Genomic DNA, 23463 nt, shown 5'->3' with positions numbered 1-23463 from the left:
CAATATTTCTGGAAAACACTTAAAATATCTAACGTTTAACGATTAACAGATTAAAAGTGGTATATACAACTATACATTATTCTGTTAGAATTAACATATAATAATCGTGAAAGGAGACTTACATGAGTACTTTCCTAAATAGTTATTCCCTGCTTTCCGTCAATCTAATAAAAGAGAAAACAATTCAACAAACTGGATTTATTAAAATTAAAGAAGGAAAAATTTTCGAAATCGGAGCTATGGATCAATATCAAAATACTGAAAATCTGCAGGAAATTCGTTTTCCCTCCGATCTGTTTGCTGCTCCAGGCTTCATAGACATCCATATCCACGGTTTAAACGGAGCTGACACGATGGATGCTTCAGAAGAGTCATTGAAAACAATGGCAGCAACATTGCCTCAGGAAGGTACAACTAGCTTTTTAGCAACAACAATTACGCAAGAGCGTTCTGATATTGAAGCAGCCTTACGCACAGTAAATAACTTTTTAAAAATAGATAAGAATGATTTAATAGGCAGTGAATTACTTGGAATACATTTGGAAGGTCCATTTATATCCCCAAAGCGCGCAGGTGCACAGCCATTAGAACATATTGTGAATCCAGATATCCAACTATTTGAAAGCTGGCAGGTTGAATCCGGAAACCAAATTAAAGTGGTTACCATGGCACCCGAGCAACCAAACGGAATAGAATTTGTCCATCATTTAACGAAAAATAAGGTCATCACTTCCATCGGACACTCTGATGCTGTTTATCATGAAATGCTCGACGCTATGGAAGCAGGTGCAGAGCACGTTACACATTTTTACAACGGGATGCGAGGCAGCCACCATCGTGAACCGGGTGTTGTAGGTGCGGGACTTGCCCATGATGACCTGTTAGTCGAAATGATAGCTGACGGTATTCACGTTCACCCTGCTGTCGTAAAAGCAACCTATCTTGCCAAGGGAGCAGATAGAATTCTTTTAATAACAGATTCCATGAGAGCAAAGTGGCTCGAAGATGGAGAATATGAATTGGGTGGCCAAAAAGTCTCAGTGGCAAACAATACTGCACTACTTGAAAATGGCACACTTGCAGGAAGTGTTCTAAAAATGAATGAAGCATTAAGAAATATGAAAAATTTCACAGGCTGTACACTAGTAGAAGCCGTCAGAATGGCTTCTACCACCCCTGCTAAAAGACTCAATGTTTGGGAAAGAAAAGGTAGTATCGAAGTTGGTAAAGATGCTGATATTGTAATCATGAATCAAAATTGCGAAGTCAAGATGACCTTTTGTAAGGGTCAATTAGTTTATAAAGGAGAGTAGTCCCTAATGGATATTATCACCGCTAATACCTATGACGACCTAAGTCAAGTAGCTGCTGAAATAATAATAAAAAAAGTAAAACAGAATCCTAACCTTGTAATAGGAATGGCAACAGGAAGCACACCAAAAAAACTCTACGAATATTTGATAAAAGACCATAAGGAAAATGGTACCCCCTATCAAGGTATTACTACTTTTAATCTGGATGAATATGTTGGTTTAGATAAAAATGATTCGAGCAGTTATTACGAATATATGTACAGAAACTTGTTCAAACATATCAACATCAGTATAGAAAATACTCATATTCCGAATGGAAAAGCAGAAGATCTCGAAAAAGAATGCATAAATTATGAACAGAAACTCCATGACAATGGCCCTATCGATATCCAGATTTTAGGTTTAGGCGAAAATGGACATATTGGTTTTAATGAACCTGGAACCAGTTTTGACAGCAGAACACATGTTGTAAAACTTACAGAATCGACTAGAAAAGCGAATGCACGTTTTTTTGAAACGATGGAAGATGTTCCCTCTCACGCTATTACAATGGGTATAGATTCCATTATGAATGCGAAAGAAATACTACTTTTAGTTTCTGGAAAGAACAAAGCCAAAGCTTATGAACAACTGATGAATGGCAGCTTTTCGGACTCCTTTCCTGCATCTATCCTAAAAAAGCATCCTTGTGTTAGAATTATTGCAGACAATACGGTTCTTCAGAACTCCAGTATTATTGCTTGAAAGGAGATAAACAGGGTAAATGATTGATAAAAGTTCCCCCATACCATTTTATTACCAACTAGAATCTTTCATTAAGGATCAAATTAACTCAGGTAATCTTGTTCCTGGAGATACTATACCTTCAGAGAGAGAATATGCCGAAGCTTACGGAATAAGCAGGATGACCGTCAGGCAAGCCATTAATTCACTGGTGACCGAAGGGCTTCTCTATCGTAAAAAAGGAAGCGGCACTTTTGTAGCAAATAAAAAAATCGAACAGCCACTTCAGGGCTTAACCTCCTTTACAGAGGATATGAAAAAACGAGGGATGAACCCGACAAGTGAATTGATTCATTTTGAAATAGTGCCAGCCTCCATTAATATAGCTGATGAACTTCATATTAAGGAACATGCACCTGTTTATGAGATAAAAAGGATACGTTTGGCTGATGGTGAACCGATGGCACTTGAGACAAATTACATCTCTGCCAATTTAGTAAAAGGACTAACGGAAGAAGTCGTAAACACTTCCATTTATGCTTATATCGAAGAGAAGCTGAACCTTGAAATTGCCCACGCAGATCAGATGATTGAATCCATACAAGCTTCCAGTGAAGATGCCAGACTTTTAAAAATCAATAAAGATCATCCAATGTTATACATTAAGCGAAATACTTTTCTACAAGATGGGACTCCTCTGGAACTAGTAAAATCCCACTATAGGGGAGACCGTTATAAATTCTTCATCAAAATGAAGAGATTTGAATAGTAAGGGAGAGGTATCATGGATACGAGTTATTTATCAGCTGTTCAACAGCTCCTGACAAAAGTGGAGGAAAAAAACAGTATGGAGATAGAGCAGGCATCCTCTCTCCTTGCTGACTGCTTTGGAAATGAAGGTATTCTACATGTTTTTGGATGCGGCCACTCCCACATGATCGCAGAAGAAGTATTCTATAGAGCAGGTGGAATTGTCCCAATCAGACCTTTATTTGTGGAAGATCTCATGCTGCATAAGGGTGCTCTACGTTCCTCTGATTTAGAGAAAGATCCCTTGTTCGCAAAAACCTTTCTCCCCTCCCAACCATTCCAAACAAATGATGTTTTATTGGTTGTCTCCACATCTGGAAGGAATCCTGTCCCGATAGATGTTGCCCAGTATGGGAAAAAGATGGGATTGAGGGTCATGACTATATCATCTCATGCATACCACCCCCTTGCTTCTCGTCATTCTACAGGTTTACATTTAGCGGCTTCAGCTGATATTGCACTTGATAATCTTATCCCTGTAGGAGATGCCTTAATAACATTACATCATCATCATTCAACTAATAGTATAGGGCCAGGGTCCACTATCATAAATGCAGCCATCCTGAATCAAATAATTGTTAATTCCGTTGAACTCCTTATTAAACGGGGATTGGAGATTCCTATATTTAAAAGCGGGAATGTTGACGGTTCTGAGGATCACAATAACGAATTGATAAATAAGTATGGAAAGAGAATTGAATTCTTTTAAAAGTAAGTTAACATTGCCCACCACTTCGGGTGCAATAGGAAAAGAGCCTGGCTATCATAAATGTACCCTATAGAGGAGACACTTGAAAAAAGTGCTCTCTATAGGGTCTTTTTGTATAATCAATATGATACCTAAAGAATAGAGAAATTTGGAGACGGAGAATCCTATTTTATAGTATATTTTGGAAGAATCGTAGAATTTTTCCAAAACAAAAAAGCAGCGAAGCTCCATTCGCTTCGCTGCCTGACCAATTATTTTGAGATAAACATCTGTGTCCAGTAATGGCCGTAAGAGCCGCCTTTCGCATAACCCACACCAATTTCAGTGTATTGGCTCGAAAGAATATTCTTTCTATGTCCTTCACTATTCATCCAAGCATTCATGACCTCTTGTGGTGTTTTTTGCCCAGCAGCAATGTTTTCTCCTGCTGCTCGGTAAGAAATACCAAAGTTCTTCATCATCGTAAACGGAGATCCGTATGTTGGTGATGTGTGGCTGAAATAATTCTTGTCTATCATATCCTGAGACTTGTATCTTGCTACTCTAGATAACTCCCAGTTCAATTTCATAGGCTTGAGCCCATACTTGCTGCGCTCCTGGTTCACCAGAGCTGCAACCTGCTCTTCTGCTGATTTCACCTCTCCTAATTCTGGAATATTAAGCTTCTGTCCAGGGTAGATCATATTCGGATTTTTGACTGCCGGATTGGCTTGAATAACTTCCGATACTCCCACCTGATATTTCACTGCAATCTTCCACATCGTATCACCGGACTGTACCGTATGAGTAGTTGCGGCAAGTGCTGCTGTATTTCCACCTAAGACTATAGCGACAATCGACAATGTTATGAGGACTTTCTGTAAAGTTTTCATACTATTACTTTAATATGAAACATGTAAAAGAGAAAGAAGAAATTATTGTAAAATAGGAAAAACACCTATGGAATGTTTGTCTTACTTGTAATGGAAAGTTTTGGAGTGGGTATAACAGTCGGTTCATTTTCTTTCAGTTTAGTTGAAGAAGTATACCCTTCCTTTATTTGTGCCTGTGTGACGGAGGTTCATGGATTGGAGAATTTGAAAGGTGACAGAACTAGACAAGTTTGATATCGATAAAACGCGATATGCGACATTTCACGCATACCATCTCCGGTTCATAACCACAAAATTCTGTGTGCAATCAGCATTGGCTCCATCCTGATTGCGAAAAAGAAGGAAGCACCAACGCTCCCTTCCCAACATCCTCTCACAAAAACACAACCGCCACTCCCGCCCCAATCGCGAACGCGGTAAGAAAAGCTTCCGCTCCTTTTGAAAGGCCCGATACAAAGTGACCCACCATCAGGTCACGGACTGCATTGGTGATAAGGAGCCCGGGAACAAGTGGCATGACTGAACCGATTATGATTTTATCCAATTCCTCCCCCACTCCGATGGCTACCAATTGAAAAGCCATGAGTCCTATGACAAGCGCGGAAATAAACTCGGCGAAGAATTTGACCTTTGTATAATGCTGAATGATCAATAAGCTGGTGTAGCCTACTCCTCCAATAAGCAAAGCGGGGAAAAAATCTGTCCAGATACCTTTGAACATGATAAGGAACGATCCACTTACGATTGCAGCAGCTGCTATTTGAAGCCAATTTGAAAAAAACAGCTGTGCAGATTCCAGCTCTTTCAACAAAACAAATGCTTCATCCATGTCCAGACTTCCACCAGCTATCCTCCTTGAAATACCATTTACTCTTGCCACCTTTTCCAAATCGGTGGTCCGGTTACTGATTCTCACCAGTTGAGTCGGGCTTACACCCTGTAAGGAAACAATTATTCCCGTAGGCGTGACAAAACTGTGTGCTTCCGTGATACCATACGCCGCAGCAATCCGTGTCATCGTATCTTCCACCCTGTATGTCTCTGCGCCGCTTTCCATCATGATTCTGCCGGCCAGTAGACAAACCTTCAGTACCTTTTCTTCATTATGCTCAACCATTTCATTCATTTTCCCACCTCATTACCAGCGGCCACACTCGGTTTTCTGAAAGCCTTCATTAAAATTTGTACAATAACCTCGGCAAACACCAGTCCCATGGCTATCGCACCGGAAATCATAAATGCTTTTGCTGCAAGAGGAATAGCAGCCAGATAGTCATTTTCAGCCACCTGTCTCATCGCGTTATAAGCCAATCCTCCTGGAACAAGCGGGATGATGCCTGCCACGCTGAAAATGATCATGGGCATCCGGAATCTTTTCGCCATGATATGGCCTACCAATGCAACGGCAAAAGCCCCTACAAAAGAAGCGATAACAGGATCCACTCCGGAATCAGCTAAAAGTATGTAAGAAATCCACCCGACCATTCCTACAAATCCGCAATGGATCAAGGAATTTCTAGGTGCATTAAATATCACTCCGAACCCGGTCGAAGCAATAAAACTGAAAATGATCTGTGAAAGAAGATACTCCATTGCTTCACCTCTACCAATGTGATAAAGCCTATTATAAAGCAAATCTGCCAAAGACCCAAAAAAAACATCAGGCTGTCAAATCCTGATGTCTCTTACCTTGACTATTTTTTTTGAAAGGATACCAACTCCACCCTTCTACCGATCCACCAACCATGTCTTCGCTACTGCAAAATACTCCCGTGTCCAAAGCTTGAAAATAGCTATTTTAGGGGTTTTTCCAGGAAGGGTATGTACCTCATGGAAACCAAGACGCTCGGCAATGATGGATGCCCGGAATAGGTGGAAGTCATTACTTACGATGGCAACTGATGAACCTTCATCCATAAACTGTTTGGAAAAACTCAGGTTTTCATAGGTGGTCGTGGAAAGACCCTCTTTGATGACCCGCTCCTCACTCACACCATTCTTTAGAAAATACCGCTCCATCGCTTCGGCCTCTGTGATATCTTCTCCTGGTCCCTGTCCACCGGAGACAATGACCTTCGTCTCGGGGTTTTCTTCGAGATATTTCAGAGCCGCTTCCACTCTATAACGTAATGCCAATGTCATCTGTTCCCCTCTCACCCTTGCACCAAGTACAATCAAATAATCAAGGTCGCTTGGAGGCTGTTCTTTTGCAGTCTGATAAATGAAGATGTGAACAATCACAATATATAAGGCTAAAATAATTGCGAATGGTAATAGCCACTTTATCCATTTTTTCTTTTTCATGAATAATAACCCCTCTTCTTTCGTCTATTAATTTAACGAATGAATAGGGGCTTTGGTTTCAAAAAATCACTAGTTAATTTCTTTTACAGCTTTTTCAATGGCAACTTCACCTGAGATGACATCAAAAGCTGTACGATAACTATTTTGGGCCGATAGAACCTCCAATAACATTCTTGCAACATCTTCACGTGGAATAGTGCCCCTTTCAAGGTTCAATCCCAGTTGTATGGTGCCGGTACCAGGTTCGTTCATAAGCCCTCCAGGTCTGACGATTGTATAATCGAGGCTGCTTGATTCCAACATTTTATCGGCATAGTGCTTGGCCACATAATATGGTCTTATTTCTTCGTTCCAGTTATCCCGATTGTGGGCCTGTAGGGCACTTACGAGGATGAACCGTTTTACCTGTGTATTTTCTGCAGCCTCCATCACCTTCACTGCACCATCAAGGTCGATGAGCAAGGTTTTGTCGAGACCTGTACTGCCACCAGATCCTGCGGTGAAAATGATTGCATCATTTCCTTTCACTGCATTTTCTAGATCCTTTACCGGTCCCTCCAGATCGGCAAGTACGGTTTCAATGCCTTCACTTTGGAATTTCTCAGACTGCTCTTCTTTTCTAACCATGGCAACAGGTGTATATCTATCATCCTCTTGAAGCATTCTTACCAGCTTGGAACCTATCTGCCCATTTGCACCAACCACTAGTACTCTCATCCCTATCACACTCCCTCAAGGTTTATTAGCCATTATTTCAGAAGCGACAACCATATGCAAAAGTACTGCTTATGACAGATTGCTAGTGGTTGCATTCTTTTTATAATACTACCCTGTAGAAGGGAAATCATTCATCCATATGAGAGTTTACGAAGGAAGTGCCCATTGAACTACTTTGACATGCCTCATTTCATTACGCACCTAATCTATGGAAATATTTTCTAAGTCCTTCACCTAGGATATTGAAAGTGAACACAACAAACATGATAGCTACGGCGGCGTTTATGGGAATCCAGATGGCTGTGTAGATGTCCTTTCTCGCTTCTCCCAGGATGGTTGGCCAATTGAAGCTTGTATTCCTGATTTCTCCCCACCCTGATCCAAGTTGAACGAATTCCTGGGTCACAAATATCGAGAAAATTCCAAGCTGGCCTATAATCAAGGCCACTCTTCCAATATCAAAGAAGAAGTTGACGATAAGTGTCGGCAGCAGATTGGGAAGGTAATAGTTTTTCGCTAAGCCAATTGGGGTTAGCCCAACTACAATGCCCGCTTCCACATATGGAGTCCCTTTTATCTGCAGGAGCTGGTCCCTGATCAGCACACCTACCCTTCCAACCTCCACCAAAGCGATACTGAGGATCACTATCCAGAAGCGGGTTTCTAAAAAAATCAAGAAAGGAAGATTGAGAAAAAGAATCGTGAAAAAAATGACCGGCAGGCTTGAAAATGTCTGGTCCCAAATGTTCAGGAGATTAGTGAGGAACCTGCCACTGAAAGAAGCGACCGTCCCTAATATTATTCCAAAGGTGTATCGGATAAAAGCGATGCAGAAGATGACAACCAGCGTGTCCTTTGCCCCCATAACAAGCACACTGATAAGATTTCTGCCTTCACGGTCCGAACCGGTTGGAAAATCCGGAGAGGGTGGGAATGGTGCAGTCTCAATCACACCCCGCTCAGGGAAAAGCACCCGTGAGCCTTCAATACCTTCTTTGACATAAGGAATAAAAGGGCCGGCCACTGCTATAAGAATTAAAATAAACAATAAAAATGTTCCTATAAACAAGTATCTATTATGTAGCACTGTATACCTCACCCCTGTTTAACCAGTTTTGCTAATAATGCCAATTTCAGTATATGTACAGCTAGGACAGTAAGCATAAAACAAACTGCCAACCCCAGGACTAGCTCTGCTTCTATAGGAGCTGTAAATCCGGAAATCTGTCTGCCCCCCATGGCTACGAATAGCCGGTTTGCCGCTCCTTCAAAACCTGTGAGGTACTCTACCATCAAAAGGTTGGAGATGATGACAATCATGATGGTAGGCAGATTGCCCACCAAATCTATTGAACTATTTCTAAGAATATGTCTATATATCACCTGTTTGGTTTTGTAGCCTTTTGAAAATGCTGTCCGAATGTAATCTTGTCCATCCTGGTTAAGCAGGGATACACAGGTCAGCCTTGCCACATACATGGTCGGGTAGATGGATACAAGAATGGCTGGTGCCAGAAAGCTGTACCAGTTGCTGTTGCTGAAAATTCTTTCATGAGGAAGAAAATAAAAGGAAATACAAAAGAAGACGAACACAACAAAGAAATCAGGAATGGATTGAAAAGCCCATGTAGTGCCATTCCCCAGAAGATTTTTTTTCGTATTCATGTTCCGGTAATCGAATATCCCCTTCCATACTCCCAAAACTATGCTTAATAGAAAGGAGATACCTATTATAAGCAGACTTTTAGGATAATAGCGTGCAATTTCCTCTTCCACACTCACCGTTTGAAACATCGTCCCGCCTAAGCTTTTCTCCTTCCAAATATGTTGAAAATATTGAACGATGTCTGCTTTATACTGGTTAATGTCCAGTCTATATCCAAAATCCAATGTCCCGGCAGGTCCATATACCATTATTTCCTGCGTTCTAGGAAAGAACACCATCAAAATTAAAAACACAATGGCAATCATGACTGCAGCCGTTAGTCTCAAAGTTTCTTTTTTTAATTCCATAAATACCCTCCGTTTCAAAAAATCGACCATTTTTATGAATATTGTACTATATATTAAAAGTTAATTGTCAAAAAATTCTTAATTAGATGCGATTCATTTTAAAAGGTTTCAATATTAACGGGTTCCGTTTGGATGCATATATTGTAAAAACACTTAAATAATGACATCAATTTAGGCTTTTTTCATACAATATGGATGGGGTGAGATACATGGCAAGAGTAAAATATACCGATTCAGACGTGGCCTTAATGGCAAGAATGATGCGTGCGGAAGCAGAAGGCGAAGGAAAACAAGGAATGCTGTATGTTGGCAATGTAATTGTGAATCGAGCAATAGCGGATTGTTTGGACTTTAAACAAGTAAGAACCATTCCTCAAGTTATTTTTCAAGTACAAGGCGGTAATTATTCTTTTGAAGCTGTTCAGAAGGGGAATGTATTTTATAACAGAGCGAGAGGTGTTGAAAAAAGATTAGCTAAAAAGAATTTGGATTACTGGAGACAACACCCAGGGAAATATGCACTTTGGTATTTCAATCCATATGCACCTTGTCCTCCAACATGGTATGATCAACCTTTTGCAGGTCAATTTAAACAGCATTGTTATTATGAACCAAAACCTGGAACATGTGCCAGCGTTTATACCTGAGTATAAGCTTACCTATTTTTGAATGTTTTTCAGCAAAACAAAACAAAAAGGGAACTTCCAGGTTTAAAACAGGAGTTCCCTTTTTATATAGATCAAGCATTAGCTCCTCTTTTTCTTTTACATTCATCACAAAAATTGGAGCTGCCATTGAAGAATTCTTTTCCGCAGGCCACACACATGGAAGGGCGAACAAATTTTGTTCCATATATCTCGTGATGCTTCTTTAATGATAAATTCAAAAAATAAAAGAAAATGGCAACAAGTAAAGTAAACGATAGAAAAAATACCCAAATCAATGAAATCACACCCAAAAACATTTTTCTATATTCTACCATAAAACATTAAGTTTTTGTCTCTTGCCTTCTTGTTTTGCTATGATAGGTAAACAAGGGGAGTGAATGGATGATCTACTTAGCGGCTTTCACCTGCATATTCTGGTTAGTTGTATGGATTGATGCAGCCATTGGCATGAAAAAAATAACCAAGCTTGAACAGATTCCAATAAACCAAAAAACGATTAAACGTGGTCCTCTGCTCTCCATCATTGTTGCTGCAAGAAATGAACAGGAACACATCAAGGGCAGTCTTCATTCCCAGTTCTCACAGTCATACCCCCACATTGAATGGATTGTCGTCAATGACCGTTCTACAGATCAGACTGGAGTCATACTGGATCAGGTAGCAGAAAAGGAACCAAGAATGAATGTAATCCACCTTTCCTCTCTTCCCTCAGGCTGGCTTGGAAAGAATCACGCCCTTCAGCAGGGGTTTACAGCTAGCAAAGGGGAGCTCATCCTGTTTACAGATGCCGATATCTATTATGAAAAGGACACGATTGCCAAGGCGCTTTCATATCTATATCAAGAAGAGCTTGATCATTTGACGTTGGCTCCAAATCTTAAAGGGAAAGGATTTTGGACAAACGCTTTTGTCTCCTTTTTCCTTTTTGGTTTTTCCTATTTCAAGCGGCCATGGAAATCCAATGACCCAAAAAGTAAAACGGCTATCGGAATTGGCGCTTTCAATCTCCTGGCTCGTGAAGCCTATCTTCATGCAGGTACACATGAACAGTTGAAAATGCGCCCGGATGATGACCTTATACTAGGAAAAGCGCTTAAAAGGGCAGGTAAAAGACAGCACCTGGCATTGGCACAGAAGAATCTGTCCGTAGAATGGTACCCTTCCTTGAAGTCCGCATTGATTGGACTTGAAAAAAATACATTTGCAGGCCTATTCTATAGCTACCTGATGGTCCTGATCGCCATTACCGGACTTTTTGCTTCACAAATCTGGCCTTATCTGGCTTTGTTCATGACAGATGGGGCTACAAGAACTTTATACGCATTTAGTATTCTAATGTTGTTTCTTTCTTATAATCAGACTGCTGATAAAATGACGAAAGGTGCCAACAAGTATTTTATCGCCCTTCCCATCACAGCAGTTCTATTCATCTACAGTATTATCAGAGCTACCATTCTGACAGCCATAAGGGGTGGAATCGTCTGGAGGGGCACCTTTTATTCTTTGAAAGAATTGAAAAAATAAAGGGTGCCTCCCTTTCCACAAAAAGAACCCATTAGCACTCAGGCTAAGGGGTTCTTTTTTCAGTCAAAATGTCTAACAAGAAGAATCAGCTTCAACAGCGGGTACACCACAATCGCCATGGAAAGCTGGACATAGAGGACCATTTCCACCGATATCTTTTCCATGATCAAAAGAAGCACAGATAAAACCACGCTTGTGGCCATCAGTATATAGGCGACATGTCCACTTTTCTGGTTTATTTCTGCACGCTTCTTCTTGGTTGGGCGGTAGTGGCGTCTCATAACGGCCCGAATGATTTCTGACAGCCCAAGCAGAATGAAAACGACAGGTATGTATTTGAGCTTTCCGGAGTTATGGGCTTCCACAAGCAAAAAAACGCCGAAAAGCATGATTAGTATGGGTAAACCGAAGGCAATAACCGGCTGATCAAATAATGAATGCTCCTCTTTTTCCAACAACTCGTCCCTCCCGCTCCAAATCTCCTAGTATGTATGTTTCGATAAAAAGGAGTGAAAATCCTTTTGCTAATAATGGCATAAAAAAGAAGAATCGTTACATTATATGCAACGATTCCACTGATTCATGATACTTTCTATTATTTTACTTCAATCTCTTTAATGATTCTTGCAGGATTTCCTGCAACAATCACATTTGGTGGAACGTCCTTTGTCACTACTGCCCCTGACGCTACCACTACATTATCCCCTATTGTTACACCTGGGTTGATGACAGATGAGCCTCCAAGCCAGACATTGTTTCCAATCTTGACGGGCTTCCCGTATTCAGGTCCCTTGCATCTTTCTACTGGATCGATCGGATGTGTAGCTGTATAAATATGGACACCTGGTGCCAGCATGCAATTGTCACCGAACTCGACTTTGCAAACATCCAGAATGCAACAGTCAAAGTTGGCAAAGAAGTTCTCCCCAACATGGATGTTGTAGCCGTAATCACAACGGAAATTCGGTTCTAGAAATACATGTTCCCCTGTGGAGCCGAAAAGCTCCTTTAATAACCGGACCCTTTTGTCACCTTCAGTTTCCATTGTTCCATTTATTAATCTTACAAGTCTTCTGGCTTCGATTCTTTCGGCCTGAAGCTGCTCGTCCCATGGCTCATATAAAACGCCAGCAAGCATTTTTTCTTTTTCACTAAACATCATTACTGTTCCACCTCTCAATCTTTCTATAATTGATGCATCTATCGTATCATGTTTGATTCCTACATAAAGTCAAAATAATATCGTATCACATGGAAGAAAATCGGTGCCGAATATGCCAGACTGTCCACGCGCGTCAAATAGCTTTTCTTAATCACAGCGGATTTTTCGTTCTCTCCGATCAGAAGGTCCCGTTTTAACACGGAAACGGCTAAGCTTCCTCCAAAGCAGGCAACACTAATAATCAAACCGGATAAAATCCCGAAAAGCTCATCCAAAGGTGTAAGGTAGGCATACAGGTTATAGGAGACTCCTGTCGTCACAAAGGTGGAAATGATAAATCCTTCCCAGGTAATATTCGGGTTGGAGGATGGTACGACCTTCCTTTTTCCAATAAAGACGGATACGAGGAACTGTACCACGTCATGCAGTTGTGTAAGGACTACCAAAAAGAGTACCAGGTTGGCACCGTATTCTGGTGATGCCGTCTGATAGAACGCAAGATGACTCAATCCGAACACCATCAGCATCAATCCCCATTGAGTGGAGCTAACCGAACGAAGAAAACCTACCGTCCCTTTTCCCAGGATTCGAGGAAGGGGCAAGAAGAGAAAGACATAAACCGGGATAAACACAATGAACATACCATACCAGCCTATATAGATCCAATAAAACTGCAGTGGAATCGAAAGATATGCCCAAAGAAAAAGCTGTCGATCAACCTTCCTGGTTTTTAATATGGAAAAATACTCTTTTAATGAAAAGAAACATAAAAACATCAGTGCGAATAATGAAACCATAGGATGAAAAAGTGTGGCAATACTGAAGACCACAAGCATCCCCCACCAGGTTTTTGACCTGACAGACAGATCAGAAAAATCCTTTGATGGATTTTTCTTTTTAACAATCAATAAAGCAAGGCTGAAAATAATAAGCCCTAAGGCAATGACCAGCAAGGTAATGACCGCTTCTATTTCGAACATGAACATGTTTTTCCCCCTATCTCTCCTTTATTATGAAATTAATGGTTAAATTTGGTCAAGAGAAATTGTATAATAAAAGGGAGAATTCTTTCTATTATTCTATAAGTCTGGGGTTTGATTAATGATGAACCAAGCACACGTCTATATATTACTGACAGATACCGGTACACTGTTTACCCGTTCCATAAAAAAATACACAAAGGCACCCTACAATCACGTATCGTTGTCTTTTGATTCAGACCTGATGGAGCTATACAGTTTTGGTCGTAAGAAACCGAGTAACCCTCTGAATGGCGGATTTGTCAAAGAGGATGTCGAGTTCGGTACCTACCGTAATTATCCCGGCACCACATGTGTCATCTATAAACTTCCTGTTACAAAAAGAGAGGTTGAGAAGATGAGGCGCATCATCGGGGTGTTTCAGAAGAAGGAGAAGAAATGGTTCTATAACCTTTTGGGTGTTTTGGGCGTTTCCATCAATGAACCGGTTGAAATCGACTCCACTTACTTCTGTTCGCAATTTGTCTCCGATGTCCTGCACAGATCCGGAATCAAGCTCTGGGATAAGCTCCCTTCCCTGGCCACACCGGATGACTTCCGCAAAAGCGATAGATTGGAATGGATGTATGAAGGGAAACTGTATGATTATGAGCCTGTTAAATTACGTGTAAAATGACTGGTCCATGAAAAAGGACGAAAAGCCATATACTGCTTACGTCCTTTTTCTATTCTCCTTACACACCACCATCTTGATTGGTGTTTTCCATCTGCTGCATATCTTCAAGGGAAATTTCTTCGGCAGTATCCAAAACCTCCTGTGGAATGGTGATATCGCCAACCTCATCAAAATTTGATAGGGTTGAATTCATGTTCTGGATGCTTGTTATTTTTTCCCCTTCGATATCCATTTCCATATCCATCATCATGACAATCTTAGTTTGGTAGAAGGTTTCCTTGTCAATATGAAGTTCATAGTCCAGCTGATTGATAGACATCATGGACATCATCTCCTCCATCATGCCACCCATCTCCTCGCCCATCATACTGCCGAACATGGAGATCATTTCATTGTATTGCTCACCGGAACCAGAGAAGTTAAGTATGTATACATCCCCCTCTTCCGTCAGCTTCATTTCATCGGAATACCCTTTCAGCATCTCAAGCTGCTGGGCAGGATTGGTCTGCATGTCAGATAAGGAATTCAATTCTGAAGCAAACTCATCAGGCATCTTAAACCATTGCCCTGCCGTCTGGTCAAAGATGAAAAAACCGTCTGCAGTAAAGTAAGATTCCGTCTCCATTCCCTCCATCATGCTTTCTGCATCTTCCACGGAGTTTACTTGATACATCGCAACAGGATCAAGTGTCATATCCGTCTTGGTGGAGGTGACCATATTGATCGGCTCTTCCCCTTCCATCGTGATTTCCTGCTCGGAAGTCATCTCCATGCTATAGCTGTTAAGTGCTGCCATTGCTTCCATTGATTTTTGAAGAACCTCATCAGCCGTCATGGATTCGTTCTCCGTATTATCCTGCTCTTCTGCCTCTGCTGCATTGTCGGCTTCCTTATTGTTTGATGACGCATTATTCTGTTCACCATTTCCGGCCGTTGAATTTCCACACGCAGCCAACATCATTACCGCCAGAATACCAACCAACCACAATTTCAACTCTCTCACTTGATCCTCTCCTGTTCACGTTTCTTTTTTATCCACCCTACTTCTTATCCCGAAAAAGGGTAAATATAACATTTTTTCAAAATAATTATTGATAGGGGTTCCACTATATCTACGACTCTCCTTAACTAAAGTTACATAAAATGTAATTTTAGTTAAATGGAACTATGTTATTTCAACATTCTTTACGAAATGTGCATAAATAATAAAAAACAGAGCCTGGAGACCAGCTCTGTCTTAGTTTAACTTGAAAGATGTCCATATTATGAAACAATTGTTTTGTAGGATTTTCTTGTCTTTTCATATTCTGCAATCCGTTCGGTATACATCTCCGTCAATCCGATATCGTCAAGTCCTTTTAACAGCATCTTTTTTCGATAAGGATCCGTTTCAAAGGAATAGGTATCACCTTCACTCGTGGAAAGCTCTTGTAACTCCAGATTTACAGTCACTTTCAGCTTTCCTGATTCGGCCTTTATAAATAGCTCCTCCACCTCTTCTTCTGTTAAACGAATAGGCAATATCCCATTTTTAAAGCAATTATTATAGAAGATATCTGCAAATGAGGACGAGATCACCACTTTAATCCCATAATCCAAGAGTGCCCAGGGAGCATGCTCTCTAGAGGAGCCGCATCCAAAATTGCTGCGCGCCAATAGGATGGACGCTCCGTCATATACTGCTTGGTTCATCACAAATTTCTCGTTTGGCTTTCCTTGGTCGTCAAATCTCCAATCGTAGAATAGAAACTGGCCAAATCCAGTTCGTTCAATTCTTTTTAGAAACTGTTTCGGAATGATTTGATCTGTGTCCACATTCGCTTTATCCAAGGGGATGACTTTTCCGGTATGAGTAACAAGTGGCTCCATTACACAACCCCCTCCTTTTCAACCCTCAGTTCGTTTACATGAACAAAATGTCCTTTTACTGCGGCAGCGGCAGCCATTGCAGGACTGACGAGATGCGTGCGCGCACCTCTTCCTTGTCTGCCTTCAAAGTTCCGGTTGGAGGTGGAGGCACAGCGCTTTCCGGCTGGAACTACATCAGGATTCATGCTAAGGCACATGCTGCAGCCCGCTTCCCTCCATTCAAAACCGGCTTCCAAAAACACTTCATGTAAGCCCTCTGATTCTGCTTGCTGCTTTACATTTTTAGATCCGGGCACCACTAGAGCTGTAACACCAGGTGAAACTGTTCTTCCCTTGGCAACCTCTGCTGCCTCTCGCAGATCTTCTATTCGGGAGTTGGTACAGGAACCGATGAAAACATAGTCGATGATAATATCTGTAATCTTCATTCCTGGCTTCAATCCCATATATTCAATGGCTTGTGCAACAGACTTTTTTTCTGTTTCACTTTGGATATCTGCAGGGTCTGGCACCAATCCACTGATTGATGTTCCCATCGATGGGTTGGTTCCCCATGTGACTTGTGGTTCGAGATTGGTGATATCAAAGTCAATCACTTTATCATATACTGCACCTACATCCGATCTTAACGCGTACCACTCCACCTCGGCACGATCCCGTTCTTCTCCGACAGGTGCATATTTTCTTCCTTTCAGATAGGAGAAGGTGGTTTCATCCGGTGCAACAAGACCCGCCCGTGCACCTGCTTCAATTGCCATGTTGCAAATGGTCATCCTTTCCTCCATGGACATATCTTCGATGACTTTTCCTGTGAACTCCAGTACATATCCTGTACCAAAAGACGTCCCGTATTTTGCAATTACGGCCAGGATGATATCCTTGGCTGATACCCCAAGTGGCCTGAGCCCTTGGAAATCAATCTTCAATGTTTTCGGTTTTGATTGCCACAGGCATTGTGTGGCAAGGACATGCTCCACTTCGCTTGTGCCGATCCCAAATGCCAATGCACCGAATGCCCCGTGTGTAGAGGTATGGCTATCTCCGCACACAATCGTTTTCCCTGGAAGGGTCAGACCCAATTCGGGGCCAATTACGTGAACAATCCCCTGATCGGCACTATTCAAGTCTGCCAAACGGATACCGAATTCCTTACAGTTTTTTTCCAAGGTACTCATCTGTTTCGCAGCAATCTCATCTGTGACATGAAAAGGATTTATAGTTGGCACGTTATGGTCCATGGTGGCAAATGTGAGTTCAGGCTGTCTGACCTTTCTTCCGTTCAATCTTAATCCTTCAAAAGCCTGGGGAGATGTAACCTCATGTACCAGATGCAAATCAATGTATAATAAATTGGGCTTATTGTCTTCTTTCACGACTGTATGCTGATCCCAAATCTTTTCGAATAATGTTCTCGGCTGCATGTCACTCACCTTCCGCATCATAATTTCCATTACTTTTCCTATCAACTCTTGATAGGTGCCTTCAGATAGCCTCTCACCACTTCTCCCATTTGTGTGGTACACAGCACCCTCTCCCATTCACTGCCAATATCATGCGTACGATATCCCTGTTCAAGGGCTTGTTCCACAGCTTTCTCGACTGCATCTGCTTCATCCATCAATCCCAGTGAATGCCTCAAAAGCAAAGCTGTCGATAAAATCGTGGCAAGTGGATTGGCAATATCCTTTCCTGCAATATCAGGTGCTGAACCATGAATTGGTTCATAGAGACCCGGACCTTCCACTCCCAAGCTTGCTGACGGCAGCATTCCCAGAGAGCCTGTCAGCATTGATGCTTCGTCACTCAATATGTCCCCAAACATGTTTTCCGTCACAATGACATCAAATTGTCTGGGATTACGGATCAGCTGCATCGCTGCATTGTCAACAAGCATATGGCTTAATTCCACATCAGGATAATCTGAAGCAACCCGGTTCGCCACTTCCCGCCAGAGTCTGCTGCTTTCCAATACATTCGCTTTATCCACAGAAGTGATCTTTCTTTTACGGCCTTGTGCGAGTTCAAAGCCCTTCCGGATAATGCGTTCCATTTCCTGTTCGGTGTAATAGAGTGTATCTACCACTTCCACTCCATTTTCCCCTACTCTTCGTTCCCTGGGAGACCCGAAATAAATGCCTCCTGTAAGCTCACGGACTATTAATATATCAGTGGCCAGAACTACCTCTCTTTTTAGCGGGGAACTATGAATCAAGGATGAAAACAGCGTAACAGGCCGCAGGTTGGCATATAGCTGTAAAGCTTTCCGGATGCCAAGCAATCCGGTCTCCGGCTTTCGTTCAGGGGCTTCGCTGTCCCATTTCGGTCCACCGACCGCACCCAGGAGAACGGCATCACTCTTTTTACAAATTTCCACTGTTTCTTCGGGAAGAGGAGTTCCCGCATCATCCACGGCAACTCCTCCAATTTTTCCATACATAAATTCAAATTGATGATTATATTGTGATCCGATCTCTTCAAGTAGAAGGACTGCTTCCTTTACTACCTCAGGACCGATTCCGTCACCAGGTAACACGGCAATTTTATAGCTGCTCAACTGACCTCCACTCCTTTGGCTGCATAACTTGCAAACTTCTCCTTGATGGACAGTCGGTTGACTGCATCCAAATAAGCTTTTGCTGATGCTTCCAATACATCATGCTCGATGCCCCTCCCGCTGCTCACCTCTTTGTCACACTTTATTTTCACATAGACCTCGGCAAGGGCATCACTGCCATAGGTTGTGGATTGAATGCGGTAATCCAATAGGGAAATGTCTTTTTTAAGGATTCTGGATATCGTGTTATATACCGATTCGACGCTTCCCTTCCCTGTAGCCGACTCCTGCAGAACCGCCCCATCTTCAGTCTTGATGGCAATGGTTGTAGTTGGAATAATATTGGAACCGTAGGAGATTTGCAGGGTTTCCATTCGATAATGTGGAAACAATCCCTTTACCGAAGAGTCCATCATAAGGGCAAAGATGTCGTCTTCTGTGACTTCTTTCTTTTTGGCCGTCAAATCCTTGAACGCCTTGAACAGTTTCTTGCCTTCCTCTTCATTTAAGTAGAGACCAAGTTCCTCGCATCTTTGCTTGAAGGCATGGCTTCCGGAGTGTTTACCTAAGACCATCTTGTTAGAGTGGAGACCGACCATCTCCGGATTGATCACTTCATAGGTGCTTTTATTTTTCAGGACGCCATCCTGGTGAATGCCGGATTCATGTGCAAAAGCATTTGCTCCCACTACCGCTTTGTTTTGCGGGACAATCATACCTGTCAGCTTGCTGACGAGATTGCTTGTTCTGACTGTCTGGGTCAGATCAATATTCGTTTCCACTCCGTAGATATCTTTTCTTATTTGCAGTGCTACGATGATTTCCTCCAAGGAAGCGTTGCCTGCACGTTCTCCTATACCATTTATGGTCCCTTCGATTTGATCAACACCACTTTGAATGGCTGATAATGAGTTCGAGACAGCCATCCCCAAATCGTCATGGCAATGAGCCGATAGTTTAACTTTATTGATGTTGGGGACATGATTTTTAATATATGTGATTAACTGAGCATATTCGTCTGGTGTTGTATATCCAACCGTGTCCGGAAGATTGATGACAGTTGCTCCTGCATCAATGACCTTTTCAATGATATGCGCCAAAAAAGGCCATTCACTTCTTGTTGCATCCTCTGCAGACCATTGGACATGTGTAAAAAAGCGGGAAGCATATTCCACTGCCTGAACAGCCGCTTCCACCACTTCTTTCGGCTTCTTCTTCAGCTTATATTCCATATGAATGGGCGATGTTGCCAGAAAAACATGGATTCCGGGTTTTGCTGCATCTTTGACTGCTTCATAGACTGCATCAATATCCGACTTCACTGCTCTTGCCAATCCTACTACCCTAGCTTTCTTGATCGTCCTGGCAATCTGCTGGACCGCCTGGAAATCCCCATAGGAGGAAGCAGGAAAACCTGCCTCCATCACATCCACACCATACCTTTCCAATTGAAGGGCAATTTCAAGCTTTTCATGGGGGTGAAGATTGACTCCTGCTGACTGTTCTCCGTCTCTTAATGTGGTATCAAATATGTCAACCTTTCGCACTTCCAACCACTCCCTTCTTCTTCGATTGGATGAATGGCATCTTTGCGCGGAGCTCCCTTCCTACCACTTCGAGTGGATGTTGTTTTTCCTGTTCATTGATTGCATGGAACATCGGACGATTCACTTGGTTCTCGAGCACCCATCCTTTTGCGAACTGACCTGATTGGATTTCCGATAGGATCTTTCTCATTTCATCTTTGGTACCATCATTTACTACCCGTGGACCTGCTGTAAAGTCGCCCCACTGTGCAGTGTCTGAGATGCTATATCTCATTCCTTCCAAACCTGACTCATATAAAAGGTCCACAATAAGCTTCAGCTCGTGCAAACACTCAAAATATGCGACTTCCGGCTGATAGCCCGCTTCCACGAGTGTCTCGAAACCTGCTTTTACCAGTGCAGTCGTCCCTCCGCATAGAACAGCCTGCTCCCCGAAGAGATCTGTTTCCGTTTCTTCTTTAAATGTTGTTTCCATTACCGCGGCTCTTCCCGCTCCAACAGCTTTGCTGTAAGCCAAAGCAACTTCTTTCGCTTCCCCAGAGGCATCCTGATGGACTGCAAAAAGAGCTGGAACTCCGCCGCCTTCTTCAAACACGCGTCTAACCAAGTGGCCTGGTCCCTTAGGTGCGACTAAGAATACATCAACATCTTTCGGTGGAACAACCTGATGGAAATGGACATTGAATCCATGTGCAAACGCCAACGCTTTACCAGCAGTCAGATGTGGCTCAATTTCCTGTTTGAACACTTCCGGCTGCCTTTCATCCGGGAGCAGGACCATGACAACATCCGCCTTTGCCACTGCTTCAGCTACAGAAGATACCTGGAATCCGTCCTCCTGGGCCTTTTGCCAGGATCCTCCGGGTCGAACCCCCACTACCACTTCCACTCCGCTGTCCCTTAAGTTTTGTGCATGTGCATGACCTTGCGATCCATACCCTACCACTGCCACCGTTTTCCCATTTAATGCCGCCTGTGAAATGTCATCGTTATAATACATTTTTGCTGCCATTTTTCTTCCTCCTTTTTGTAAAATTCAGTTAATTGGAAAGAGCGATCTGCTCGGAAATGTCTGTAATTTGTATAACGTCAATTTGCTTATCCAGCTGGAGCTTTATTCTTTCTACTTCCTGCTCCTCCACCACATTGACGACAATGGTCATAAGGGAGATGGACGATTCATTGACTGGTGCGACGGCCAGGCTTTCAATATTCAGTCCTTTTCGTAAAAACAGGTTGGTCAACCTGTTCAATACACCCAACTGATTGTTCACAAGGAGCGAGAGTGTCCGCTTCATGGTTTCACACCTTCCATTTGTTGAATTCCTTTTCCAGGGGCAATCATCGGATAGACGTTCTCCGTCGGTGTCACCCGGCAGTCCAAGAGATAAGGTTCATCTGTTGCAAGTGCTAGGGCAAAAGCAGTTCGAAACTCCTCTTCATTCTGAACGACGGCCGCTTTGATTCCAAAAGCATCCGATAGCTTCACATAATCCGGCTGATTGGGCAATAGGGATTCCGAATATCTTTCCTGATAGAACAGCTGCTGCCATTGGCGTACCATTCCCATGGACTGATTATTGACGAGCACCACTTTAACAGGAAGCTTATATTCTTTTAGAACGGCCAGCTCCTGAAGCGTCATCTGGAACCCGGCATCCCCAAGGACAGCTATCACTGTTGCATCCCTTTCAGCCACCTGGGCGCCGATTGCTGCCGGTAAGCCAAATCCCATTGTCCCCAAGCCACCGGATGTTACCCATCTGTCAGGCTGAGAGAAACCATGGAACTGCGCTGCCCACATTTGATGCTGGCCGACATCCGTTGTGATAATGGCTTCCCCTTTGGAGAGCTCATGAACCAATTCCAATAATCGCTGTGGCTTGAATGTTTTTCCATCTTCTACATACCATAAAGGAAATTCTTCCTTTGATTGAAGCAAGCGTTCCAGCCACTCCCCTTTATCCCCTGTTTCCAGAGCTTCATTCAATAGGAGTTTAAGAGAATTTGAGGCATCGCCGACTACTGGGTAATCTGTCGGTACATTTTTTCCGATTTCCGATGGATCGATATCAAAATGGACAACTTTTGCGAATTTAGCAAACTCCTGCAGGTTGCCCGTCAACCTATCATCAAATCTTGCCCCGATATTGATGATTAGATCTGCTTCATACAAAGCCATATTGGCCGTATAGGTTCCATGCATCCCTGCCATTCCCAGAAACAAAGGATGGTCATGGGGGAAACTTCCCAATCCCAATAAGGTGTTGGCTACAGGAATGGTCGTTTTGGCAACGAACTCTTTTAGTAGATTTGTTGCTTTACTGTGGAGAACTCCTGCACCTGCAAGAATGACCGGCTTGTCGGCTTTTTTGATGGCCTGCGCCACCTTTTTGATCCTGTCAAGATCTGGCTCTGTTTGTAATTTGTATCCCGGCAGATGTACCTCTTTGGAATAATCGTAGATTCCTGGGGTAGCTGTTATGTCTTTGGGAATGTCGATCAGAACTGGTCCAGGTCTCCCTGTTGAAGCAATATGGAAAGCTTCCTTGAATATTCTTGGCAGTTCATTTACATCCTGGACTTGGAAATTATGTTTTGTAATCGGCATGGAAATTCCAAGAATCGGTGCTTCCTGGAAAGCATCTGATCCAAGTACCTGTGAATTTACCTGACCGGTAATGACTACAAGCGGCAAAGAATCTATCATTGCATCCGCCAGACCTGTCACGATATTCGTGGCACCGGGACCAGAGGTGGCAATCACGACTCCGGGTTTGCCTGTAATGCGCGCATATCCTTCTGCTGCATGAATCGCACCCTGCTCATGTCTTGTTAATAGATGAGGAATGCCTCCATCATATAATGCATCATAAATATTAAGGACTGCCCCGCCAGGATAACCGAATATCACCTCTACCTTCTCTTCCTTCAAGGCCTCCACTATCATGCGAGATCCTGTCAATATTTTTTGCGCCACTTTTGTGCCACTAGTTTCTGCTGTACTCATTTGTTCTCCACC

Annotated in this window: 25 protein-coding genes; 7 read left to right on the top strand and 18 right to left on the bottom strand. The window is 42.6% G+C overall.

Annotation, left to right across the window (positions count from 1 at the left end):
• Nucleotides 1-122: 122 nt before the first annotated feature.
• The 4 genes from nagA to ACFVAD_RS04360 are packed head-to-tail and all read left to right on the top strand — an operon-like array spanning nucleotide 123 to nucleotide 3555.
• Nucleotides 123-1313: an N-acetylglucosamine-6-phosphate deacetylase gene (gene nagA / locus ACFVAD_RS04375; protein ID WP_386636475.1), complete on the top strand. Its 1191-nt coding sequence runs from the start codon at nucleotides 123-125 to the stop codon at nucleotides 1311-1313.
• A 6-nt stretch (nucleotides 1314-1319) separates the two neighbouring features.
• Nucleotides 1320-2057 (top strand): glucosamine-6-phosphate deaminase, encoded by a 738-nt coding sequence (nagB, locus tag ACFVAD_RS04370; protein WP_386636473.1) that lies wholly within the window; start codon nucleotides 1320-1322, stop codon nucleotides 2055-2057.
• Between the two features lie 19 nt (nucleotides 2058-2076).
• Complete coding sequence (locus ACFVAD_RS04365) at nucleotides 2077-2805, top strand: GntR family transcriptional regulator (RefSeq protein ID WP_386636471.1); 729 nt, start codon at nucleotides 2077-2079, stop codon at nucleotides 2803-2805.
• 15 nt (nucleotides 2806-2820) lie between these two features.
• The gene (locus ACFVAD_RS04360) at nucleotides 2821-3555 is read left to right on the top strand and encodes a sugar isomerase domain-containing protein (RefSeq protein ID WP_386636469.1); all 735 of its coding nucleotides are present in this window, start codon (nucleotides 2821-2823) and stop codon (nucleotides 3553-3555) included.
• A 251-nt stretch (nucleotides 3556-3806) separates the two neighbouring features.
• Here the strand turns inward: ACFVAD_RS04360 and safA are convergent, their stop codons facing one another.
• The 7 genes from safA to ACFVAD_RS04325 all read right to left on the bottom strand — a co-directional run bounded on the left by safA (nucleotide 3807) and on the right by ACFVAD_RS04325 (nucleotide 9461).
• Nucleotides 3807-4427, bottom strand: a complete 621-nt coding sequence (safA, locus tag ACFVAD_RS04355; RefSeq protein WP_386636467.1) for a SafA/ExsA family spore coat assembly protein — start codon at nucleotides 4425-4427, stop codon at nucleotides 3807-3809.
• 373 nt (nucleotides 4428-4800) lie between these two features.
• Nucleotides 4801-5553: a threonine/serine exporter family protein gene (locus tag ACFVAD_RS04350; RefSeq protein ID WP_386636465.1), complete on the bottom strand. Its 753-nt coding sequence runs from the start codon at nucleotides 5551-5553 to the stop codon at nucleotides 4801-4803.
• On the bottom strand, nucleotides 5550-6062 hold the full coding sequence (locus ACFVAD_RS04345; RefSeq protein WP_386636616.1) for a threonine/serine exporter family protein: 513 nt from the start codon (nucleotides 6060-6062) through the stop codon (nucleotides 5550-5552). The genes ACFVAD_RS04350 and ACFVAD_RS04345 overlap by 4 nt, the downstream gene beginning before the upstream one ends.
• Nucleotides 6063-6155: 93 nt before the next feature.
• On the bottom strand, nucleotides 6156-6731 hold the full coding sequence (locus ACFVAD_RS04340) for a YdcF family protein (protein ID WP_386636463.1): 576 nt from the start codon (nucleotides 6729-6731) through the stop codon (nucleotides 6156-6158).
• A 69-nt stretch (nucleotides 6732-6800) separates the two neighbouring features.
• Nucleotides 6801-7448, bottom strand: a complete 648-nt coding sequence (locus ACFVAD_RS04335) for an SDR family oxidoreductase (protein ID WP_386636461.1) — start codon at nucleotides 7446-7448, stop codon at nucleotides 6801-6803.
• 193 nt (nucleotides 7449-7641) lie between these two features.
• A complete protein-coding gene (locus ACFVAD_RS04330) occupies nucleotides 7642-8496 on the bottom strand; it encodes an ABC transporter permease (RefSeq protein WP_386636459.1) in 855 nt (284 codons plus the stop codon).
• A gap of 47 nt (nucleotides 8497-8543) precedes the next feature.
• Nucleotides 8544-9461 carry an ABC transporter permease subunit gene (locus ACFVAD_RS04325; RefSeq protein WP_386636457.1) on the bottom strand — a complete coding sequence of 306 codons (918 nt, stop codon included), beginning with the start codon at nucleotides 9459-9461 and terminating at the stop codon, nucleotides 8544-8546.
• A 209-nt stretch (nucleotides 9462-9670) separates the two neighbouring features.
• On the opposite strand from ACFVAD_RS04325, the gene ACFVAD_RS04320 reads away from it, so the two are divergent.
• Both ACFVAD_RS04320 and ACFVAD_RS04315 read left to right on the top strand, forming a co-directional pair.
• The gene (locus ACFVAD_RS04320) at nucleotides 9671-10108 is read left to right on the top strand and encodes a cell wall hydrolase (protein ID WP_386636455.1); all 438 of its coding nucleotides are present in this window, start codon (nucleotides 9671-9673) and stop codon (nucleotides 10106-10108) included.
• Nucleotides 10109-10510: 402 nt separating this feature from the next.
• Complete coding sequence (locus tag ACFVAD_RS04315) at nucleotides 10511-11653, top strand: glycosyltransferase family 2 protein (protein WP_386636453.1); 1143 nt, start codon at nucleotides 10511-10513, stop codon at nucleotides 11651-11653.
• Nucleotides 11654-11712: 59 nt separating this feature from the next.
• Here ACFVAD_RS04315 and ACFVAD_RS04310 read toward each other — a convergent pair whose 3' ends face one another.
• The 3 genes from ACFVAD_RS04310 to ACFVAD_RS04300 form a co-directional block, all read right to left on the bottom strand.
• Nucleotides 11713-12111 carry a hypothetical protein gene (locus tag ACFVAD_RS04310; protein ID WP_386636451.1) on the bottom strand — a complete coding sequence of 133 codons (399 nt, stop codon included), beginning with the start codon at nucleotides 12109-12111 and terminating at the stop codon, nucleotides 11713-11715.
• 137 nt (nucleotides 12112-12248) lie between these two features.
• A complete protein-coding gene (locus ACFVAD_RS04305) occupies nucleotides 12249-12812 on the bottom strand; it encodes a sugar O-acetyltransferase (RefSeq protein WP_386636614.1) in 564 nt (187 codons plus the stop codon).
• 62 nt (nucleotides 12813-12874) lie between these two features.
• On the bottom strand, nucleotides 12875-13801 hold the full coding sequence (locus ACFVAD_RS04300; RefSeq protein WP_386636449.1) for a phosphatidate cytidylyltransferase: 927 nt from the start codon (nucleotides 13799-13801) through the stop codon (nucleotides 12875-12877).
• A 115-nt stretch (nucleotides 13802-13916) separates the two neighbouring features.
• Here ACFVAD_RS04300 and ACFVAD_RS04295 point away from each other — a divergent pair, with 115 nt between their 5' ends.
• Complete coding sequence (locus tag ACFVAD_RS04295) at nucleotides 13917-14471, top strand: hypothetical protein (protein WP_386636447.1); 555 nt, start codon at nucleotides 13917-13919, stop codon at nucleotides 14469-14471.
• A gap of 58 nt (nucleotides 14472-14529) precedes the next feature.
• On the opposite strand, the gene ACFVAD_RS04290 is transcribed toward ACFVAD_RS04295, so the two are convergent.
• From ACFVAD_RS04290 to ilvB, 8 genes are all read right to left on the bottom strand, one after another.
• Nucleotides 14530-15474 (bottom strand): DUF6612 family protein, encoded by a 945-nt coding sequence (locus ACFVAD_RS04290; protein ID WP_386636445.1) that lies wholly within the window; start codon nucleotides 15472-15474, stop codon nucleotides 14530-14532.
• A 260-nt stretch (nucleotides 15475-15734) separates the two neighbouring features.
• Nucleotides 15735-16340 (bottom strand): 3-isopropylmalate dehydratase small subunit, encoded by a 606-nt coding sequence (gene leuD / locus ACFVAD_RS04285; RefSeq protein WP_386636443.1) that lies wholly within the window; start codon nucleotides 16338-16340, stop codon nucleotides 15735-15737.
• Nucleotides 16340-17761 carry a 3-isopropylmalate dehydratase large subunit gene (leuC, locus tag ACFVAD_RS04280; protein ID WP_386636612.1) on the bottom strand — a complete coding sequence of 474 codons (1422 nt, stop codon included), beginning with the start codon at nucleotides 17759-17761 and terminating at the stop codon, nucleotides 16340-16342. Before leuC ends, leuD begins: the two co-directional genes overlap by 1 nt.
• 41 nt (nucleotides 17762-17802) lie before the next feature.
• Nucleotides 17803-18894: a 3-isopropylmalate dehydrogenase gene (gene leuB / locus ACFVAD_RS04275; RefSeq protein ID WP_386636441.1), complete on the bottom strand. Its 1092-nt coding sequence runs from the start codon at nucleotides 18892-18894 to the stop codon at nucleotides 17803-17805.
• Nucleotides 18891-20441, bottom strand: coding sequence for a 2-isopropylmalate synthase (locus tag ACFVAD_RS04270; RefSeq protein WP_386636439.1), 1551 nt, complete (start codon nucleotides 20439-20441; stop codon nucleotides 18891-18893). The genes leuB and ACFVAD_RS04270 overlap by 4 nt, the downstream gene beginning before the upstream one ends.
• The gene (gene ilvC, locus ACFVAD_RS04265; protein WP_386636437.1) at nucleotides 20428-21453 is read right to left on the bottom strand and encodes a ketol-acid reductoisomerase; all 1026 of its coding nucleotides are present in this window, start codon (nucleotides 21451-21453) and stop codon (nucleotides 20428-20430) included. The genes ACFVAD_RS04270 and ilvC overlap by 14 nt, the downstream gene beginning before the upstream one ends.
• A 28-nt stretch (nucleotides 21454-21481) precedes the next feature.
• The gene (gene ilvN / locus ACFVAD_RS04260; RefSeq protein WP_204419415.1) at nucleotides 21482-21739 is read right to left on the bottom strand and encodes an acetolactate synthase small subunit; all 258 of its coding nucleotides are present in this window, start codon (nucleotides 21737-21739) and stop codon (nucleotides 21482-21484) included.
• Nucleotides 21736-23451 (bottom strand): biosynthetic-type acetolactate synthase large subunit, encoded by a 1716-nt coding sequence (gene ilvB, locus ACFVAD_RS04255; protein ID WP_386636435.1) that lies wholly within the window; start codon nucleotides 23449-23451, stop codon nucleotides 21736-21738. Before ilvB ends, ilvN begins: the two co-directional genes overlap by 4 nt.
• Between the last annotated feature and the right edge of the window lie 12 nt (nucleotides 23452-23463).

It is taken from the genome of Sutcliffiella sp. NPDC057660, from assembly GCF_042800035.1.
Taxonomy (GTDB): Bacteria; Bacillota; Bacilli; order Bacillales; family Bacillaceae_I; genus Sutcliffiella_A.
Note: the sequence above shows the minus strand (reverse complement) of the source record. Positions and strands in the feature narration are given on the sequence as shown.

What these genes read in the sequence shown, in the direction of transcription:
- nagA (WP_386636475.1), top strand. Translation starts at nt 123, where the DNA reads ATGAGTACTTTCCTAAATAGTTATTCCCTGCTTTCCGTCAATCTAATA.
- nagB (WP_386636473.1), top strand. Translation starts at nt 1,320, where the DNA reads ATGGATATTATCACCGCTAATACCTATGACGACCTAAGTCAAGTAGCT.
- ACFVAD_RS04365 (WP_386636471.1), top strand. Translation starts at nt 2,077, where the DNA reads ATGATTGATAAAAGTTCCCCCATACCATTTTATTACCAACTAGAATCT.
- ACFVAD_RS04360 (WP_386636469.1), top strand. Translation starts at nt 2,821, where the DNA reads ATGGATACGAGTTATTTATCAGCTGTTCAACAGCTCCTGACAAAAGTG.
- safA (WP_386636467.1), bottom strand. Translation starts at nt 4,427, where the DNA reads ATGAAAACTTTACAGAAAGTCCTCATAACATTGTCGATTGTCGCTATA.
- ACFVAD_RS04350 (WP_386636465.1), bottom strand. Translation starts at nt 5,553, where the DNA reads ATGAATGAAATGGTTGAGCATAATGAAGAAAAGGTACTGAAGGTTTGT.
- ACFVAD_RS04340 (WP_386636463.1), bottom strand. Translation starts at nt 6,731, where the DNA reads ATGAAAAAGAAAAAATGGATAAAGTGGCTATTACCATTCGCAATTATT.
- ACFVAD_RS04335 (WP_386636461.1), bottom strand. Translation starts at nt 7,448, where the DNA reads ATGAGAGTACTAGTGGTTGGTGCAAATGGGCAGATAGGTTCCAAGCTG.
- ACFVAD_RS04325 (WP_386636457.1), bottom strand. Translation starts at nt 9,461, where the DNA reads ATGGAATTAAAAAAAGAAACTTTGAGACTAACGGCTGCAGTCATGATT.
- ACFVAD_RS04320 (WP_386636455.1), top strand. Translation starts at nt 9,671, where the DNA reads ATGGCAAGAGTAAAATATACCGATTCAGACGTGGCCTTAATGGCAAGA.
- ACFVAD_RS04315 (WP_386636453.1), top strand. Translation starts at nt 10,511, where the DNA reads ATGATCTACTTAGCGGCTTTCACCTGCATATTCTGGTTAGTTGTATGG.
- ACFVAD_RS04305 (WP_386636614.1), bottom strand. Translation starts at nt 12,812, where the DNA reads ATGTTTAGTGAAAAAGAAAAAATGCTTGCTGGCGTTTTATATGAGCCA.
- ACFVAD_RS04300 (WP_386636449.1), bottom strand. Translation starts at nt 13,801, where the DNA reads ATGTTCATGTTCGAAATAGAAGCGGTCATTACCTTGCTGGTCATTGCC.
- ACFVAD_RS04295 (WP_386636447.1), top strand. Translation starts at nt 13,917, where the DNA reads ATGATGAACCAAGCACACGTCTATATATTACTGACAGATACCGGTACA.
- leuD (WP_386636443.1), bottom strand. Translation starts at nt 16,340, where the DNA reads ATGGAGCCACTTGTTACTCATACCGGAAAAGTCATCCCCTTGGATAAA.
- leuC (WP_386636612.1), bottom strand. Translation starts at nt 17,761, where the DNA reads ATGCAGCCGAGAACATTATTCGAAAAGATTTGGGATCAGCATACAGTC.
- ilvC (WP_386636437.1), bottom strand. Translation starts at nt 21,453, where the DNA reads ATGGCAGCAAAAATGTATTATAACGATGACATTTCACAGGCGGCATTA.
- ilvN (WP_204419415.1), bottom strand. Translation starts at nt 21,739, where the DNA reads ATGAAGCGGACACTCTCGCTCCTTGTGAACAATCAGTTGGGTGTATTG.
- ilvB (WP_386636435.1), bottom strand. Translation starts at nt 23,451, where the DNA reads ATGAGTACAGCAGAAACTAGTGGCACAAAAGTGGCGCAAAAAATATTG.